Source organism: Bifidobacterium sp. SO1, assembly GCF_018555335.1.
In the GTDB taxonomy this organism is placed as follows: Bacteria; Actinomycetota; Actinomycetes; order Actinomycetales; family Bifidobacteriaceae; genus Bifidobacterium; species Bifidobacterium simiiventris.
This window is the reverse complement of sequence record NZ_JAFEJR010000043.1, coordinates 1-5401: the sequence shown is the minus strand read 5'-3', so window position 1 is coordinate 5401 and position 5401 is coordinate 1. Positions and strand designations below refer to the sequence as shown.

Annotated in this window: 3 rRNA genes; all 3 read right to left on the bottom strand. The window is 59.1% G+C overall.

The features are described 5' to 3' along the window. Positions 1-8 precede the first annotated feature (8 nt). Positions 9-125 (bottom strand): 5S ribosomal RNA (gene rrf, locus JS541_RS14555). 158 nt (positions 126-283) lie between these two features. Next, positions 284-3334: ribosomal RNA gene (locus tag JS541_RS14550) — 23S ribosomal RNA — on the bottom strand. A 439-nt stretch (positions 3335-3773) separates the two neighbouring features. Beyond that, positions 3774-5304, bottom strand: a 16S ribosomal RNA gene (locus JS541_RS14545). The 16S, 23S and 5S rRNA genes sit together here, the layout of an rRNA operon. Positions 5305-5401: the final 97 nt, after the last annotated feature.

Below are 5401 nucleotides of genomic sequence, written 5' to 3'. Positions count from 1 at the left end.
ACGTGTAAATGCGGCGGCGTGCTACTCTCCCACACCCTGTCGAGTGCAGTACCATCGCCGTGCCAGGCCTTAGCTTCCGGGTTCGGAATGGGACCGGGCGTCTCACCTGGGCCATGACCGCCGCAAATCTTCAATTCTATCGGTCAAGCAGCATGGCTTGCCGGCATTCGTGGTGGTTCGGGGACCGGATAGTGGACGCGTTGATTCGTTTCGTGCGCAGTGCTCAATGTCGTGTCGCATGAGCCAGTCGAGTGATGCGTGTCCAACCATGAATGGTCGGATGAGTGTATTGCCTTTTCCCCGTTAGTACCGGTCGGCTCCACCCCTTGCGGGGCTTCCACGTCCGGCCTATCGACCACGTGTTCTGCATGGGGGGTCTCGCAGGTCAAGCCTGCATGGAATCCTTATCTTGGAGCGGGCTTCCCGCTTAGATGCTTTCAGCGGTTATCCCTTCCGAACGTAGCCAACCGGCCGTGCCACTGGCGTGACAACCGGCATACCAGAGGTTCGTCCACCCAGGTCCTCTCGTACTATGGGCAGGCCTCCTCAAGATTCCAACGAGCGCAGAGGATAGAGACCAAACTGTCTCACGACGTTCTGAACCCAGCTCGCGTGCCGCTTTAATCGGCGAACAGCCGAACCCTTGGGACCTGCTCCAGCCCCAGGATGCGACGAGCCGACATCGAGGTGCCAAACCATCCCGTCGATATGGACTCTTGGGAATGATCAGCCTGTTATCCCCGGGGTACCTTTTATCCGTTGAGCGATGCCGCGCCCGTGCGCCGGCACCGGATCACTATCTCCGACTTTCGTCCCTGCTCGAACCGTCGTTCTCGCAGTCAAGCCCGCTTGTGCGATTACACTCGACACCCGATTGCCAACCGGGCTGAGCGGACCTTTGAGCGCCTCCGTTACTCTTTGGGAGGCAACCGCCCCAGTTAAACTACCCGCCAGGCACTGTCCCAGGCCAGGATGACTGGCCGTGGTTAGACGTCAAACGAGAACAGAGCGGTATTTCACCTTGCGACTCCACGGATGCTGGCGCACCCGCTTCGAAGTCTCCCGCCTATGCTACACAATCCGCGCCTAACGCCAATACCAAGGTATAGTAAAGGTCCCGGGGTCTTTTCGTCCTTCTGCGCTTAACGAGCATCTTTACTCGTACTGCAATTTCGCCGAGCTCCTGGTCGAGACAGTGGGGAAGTCGTTACGCCATTCGTGCAGGTCGGAACTTACCCGACAAGGAATTTCGCTACCTTAGGATGGTTATAGTTACCACCGCCGTTTACCGGGGCTTGAATTCACCGCTTCACCAAAAGGCTGACGGATCCTCTTAACCTTCCGGCACCGGGCAGGCGTCAGAGCGTATACAGCGGCTTGCGCCTTCGCACGCTCCTGTGTTTTTGGTAAACAGTCGCTACCCCCTGGCCTGTGCCACCCCCCAAGGCTCCACGCGCGAGGCGCTTCACCCCAAGGGGTCTCCCTTATACCGAAGGCACGGGAGTGATTTGCCGAGTTCCTTGACCAGGATTCGCTCGATCGCTTCGGTATTCTCTACCTGACCACCAGTGTCGGTTTGGGGTACGGGCGGCAAGAGCCCTAACGCCGAAGCTTTTCTCGGCAGCATGGGATCACCGGATTCGGACTTTCGTCCCCATCATCGCGCCTCACCCTCATGCACCCCGGATTTGCCTGGGATGCGGGCCACACGCTTGACCACGGAAAACCACCTCCGCGGCCGGCTACCCTCCTGCGTCACTCCTGCGTCGACCTACTACCGCTACGGTCCCAACAGTCCACGGATCACCAACCCGAAGGAAGGATCACCACGAACCGGAGGTTAGTACTCACGGCCTCGGTTTTGTCGGTCTCAAGCCGGTACGGGAATATCGACCCGTTCATCCATTCGACTACGCCTGTCGGCCTCGCCTTAGGACCCGACTCACCCGGGGACGACGAGCGTGGCCCCGGAACCCTTGGTCATCCAGCGGACGGGATTCGCACCCGCCTCTCGCTACTCATGTCTGCATTCTCACTCCCCAACAGTCCACGGACGTTTACACCCCCGCTTCGCCCCGTTGGGGACGCTCTCCTACCCAGTACAAAGTACTGCCGCGTCTTCGGTGGCGTGCTTGAGCCCCGCTACATTGTCGGCGCGGAACCACTAGACCAGTGAGCTGTTACGCACTCTTTCAAGGATGGCTGCTTCTGAGCCAACCTCCTGGCTGTCTATGCGACTCCACATCCTTTCCCACTTAGCACGCGCTTGGGGACCTTAGACGACGATCTGGGCTGTTTCCCTTTCGACGACGGAGCTTATCCCCCGCCGACTCACTGCCGGCATACACGCCACGGGTATTCGGAGTTTGGCTGCTGTTGGTACCCAGTACGGGCCCGCAAGCATCCAGTAGCTCTACCCCCCGGACGCAATCAACCGACGCTGCACCTAAATGCATTTCGGAGAGAACCAGCTATCACGGAATTTGATTGGCCTTTCACCCCTAGCCCCAGGTCATCCCCCCGGTTTTCAACCCAGGTGGGTACGGCCCTCCACGCGGTCTTACCCGCGCTTCAGCCTGCCCAGGGCTAGATCATCCCGCTTCGGGTCCAGGACACGCGACTCATACGCCTTTTAAGACTCGCTTTCGCTACGCGTACACCACACGGCTTACGCTCGCCACATGCCACTGACTCGCAGACTCATTTTTCGATAGGCACGCCGTCACCCCGAAAGGCTCCGACGGATCGTAGGCGCACGGTTTCAGGAACTGTTTCACTCCCCTCCCGGGGTGCTTTTCACCTTTCCCTCACGGTACTAGTACGCTATCGGTCGGACAGGAATACTTAGGCTTACCCAACGGTCTGGGCAGATTCACCCGGGATTCCACGAGGCCCGGGCTACTTGGGAACACGATCGGAAGACCCTGGCCCTTCGGCTAAGGGGCTGGCACCCGCTGCGGCCCGGCCTTCAATCCGGTTCGCCTCAGCCAGAGTTTTCTCACTTCCGCCCGGCACGTCGGTACCGGGACACGCGTCCCGCAACACCGGCAGCGCAACCCCCGACGGGTATCACACGCAACCGGTTTGGCCTCATCCGCTTTCGCTCGCCACTACTCACGGAGTATCCTTTCCTGCAGGTACTGAGATGTTTCACTTCCCTGCGTACCCCCCGCAAAACTGCGGTGACCACCCATAACGGTGGCCGGGTTCCCCCATTCGGAAATCCTCGGATCAAAGCCCTGTTGGCGGCTCCCCGAGGCATATCGTCGCCTCACACGTCCTTCATCGGTCCTGTCCGCCAAGGCATCCACCACACGCCCTTGCAAGCAACACACCACAACGGTGAACGTTGCACGCATTCAAACGAGCTGATTCACGCTTGACGACAAATCATCACACTAACGATCACAAAACGATCAAACAACCAGACTCCAAAACGGAGTCCGGCGAAAAAACAGCAGAAAACAAACAAGAAAAAAACTCTCGCTCGCCTCTGCTCGCGTCCACTATCCAGTTCTCAAACCACCACGCACCACACCCGCAACCGGCCGAATCCGAAGACCCGCGTGCCGGGCATGGGCACGAACCGCACCAAGAACCAACGATCCTTGGGGTGACGGTCCGGGGACCCAAAAGCGCATCCGCACCACTCCCCGCAGGACGAACCCGCGAGCCGAATGATCATTTCCACACCAGCGACCCCGACCAACCACGGACTGTCCGCGGCGCGGGGCACACACCGGATGCCAAACAGCATCCTGAATTCTCCGTAGAAAGGAGGTGATCCAGCCGCACCTTCCGGTACGGCTACCTTGTTACGACTTAGTCCCAATCACGAGCCTCACCTTAGACGGCTCCCCCCTCAAAAGAGGTTAGGCCACCGGCTTCGGGTGCTGCCCACTTTCATGACTTGACGGGCGGTGTGTACAAGGCCCGGGAACGCATTCACCGCGGCGTTGCTGATCCGCGATTACTAGCGACTCCACCTTCACGGAGCCGGGTTGCAGGCTCCGATCCGAACTGAGACCGGTTTTCAGGGATCCGCTCCAAGTCGCCTTGTCGCATCCCGTTGTACCGGCCATTGTAGCATGCGTGAAGCCCTGGACGTAAGGGGCATGATGATCTGACGTCATCCCCACCTTCCTCCGAGTTAACCCCGGCGGTCCCCCGTGAGTCCCCAACCGAATTGCTGGCAACACGGGGCGAGGGTTGCGCTCGTTGCGGGACTTAACCCAACATCTCACGACACGAGCTGACGACGACCATGCACCACCTGTGAACCCGCCCCGAAGGGAGGCGACATCTCTGCCGCTGTCGGGAACATGTCAAGCCCAGGTAAGGTTCTTCGCGTTGCATCGAATTAATCCGCATGCTCCGCCGCTTGTGCGGGCCCCCGTCAATTTCTTTGAGTTTTAGCCTTGCGGCCGTACTCCCCAGGCGGGACGCTTAACGCGTTAGCTCCGACACGGAACCCGTGGAAAGGGCCCCACATCCAGCGTCCACCGTTTACGGCGTGGACTACCAGGGTATCTAATCCTGTTCGCTCCCCACGCTTTCGCTCCTCAGCGTCAGTAACGGCCCAGAGACCTGCCTTCGCCATTGGTGTTCCTCCCGATATCTACACATTCCACCGTTACACCGGGAATTCCAGTCTCCCCTACCGCACTCCAGCCCGCCCGTACCCGGCGCAGACCCACCGTTAAGCGATGGGCTTTCACACCAGACGCGACGAACCGCCTACGAGCTCTTTACGCCCAATAATTCCGGATAACGCTTGCACCCTACGTATTACCGCGGCTGCTGGCACGTAGTTAGCCGGTGCTTATTCCAAAAGTACACTCAACACCCGAAGGTGCCTTGATCCCAATGAAAAGCGGTTTACAACCCGAAGGCCTCCATCCCGCACGCGGCGTCGCTGCATCAGGCTTGCGCCCATTGTGCAATATTCCCCACTGCTGCCTCCCGTAGGAGTCTGGGCCGTATCTCAGTCCCAATGTGGCCGGTCGCCCTCTCAGGCCGGCTACCCGTCGAAGCCACGGTGGGCCGTTACCCCACCGTCAAGCTGATAGGACGCGACCCCATCCCATACCGCAAAAGCTTTCCCACAATCGCATGCGCTCATGTGGAGCATCCGGCATTACCACCCGTTTCCAGGAGCTATTCCGGAGTACAGGGCAGGTCGGTCACGCATTACTCACCCGTTCGCCACTCTCACCCAAAGCAAGCTTTGGGATCCCGTTCGACTTGCATGTGTTAAGCACGCCGCCAGCGTTCATCCTGAGCCAGAATCGAACCCTCCACAAAAAAACCTCGTGAAGAGAACCATTGAATGACTCTCAAAACATCAATTGACGGAACATCCTATAAGGAAGGACGTCCACACAAAAACCTCACCCCTCAT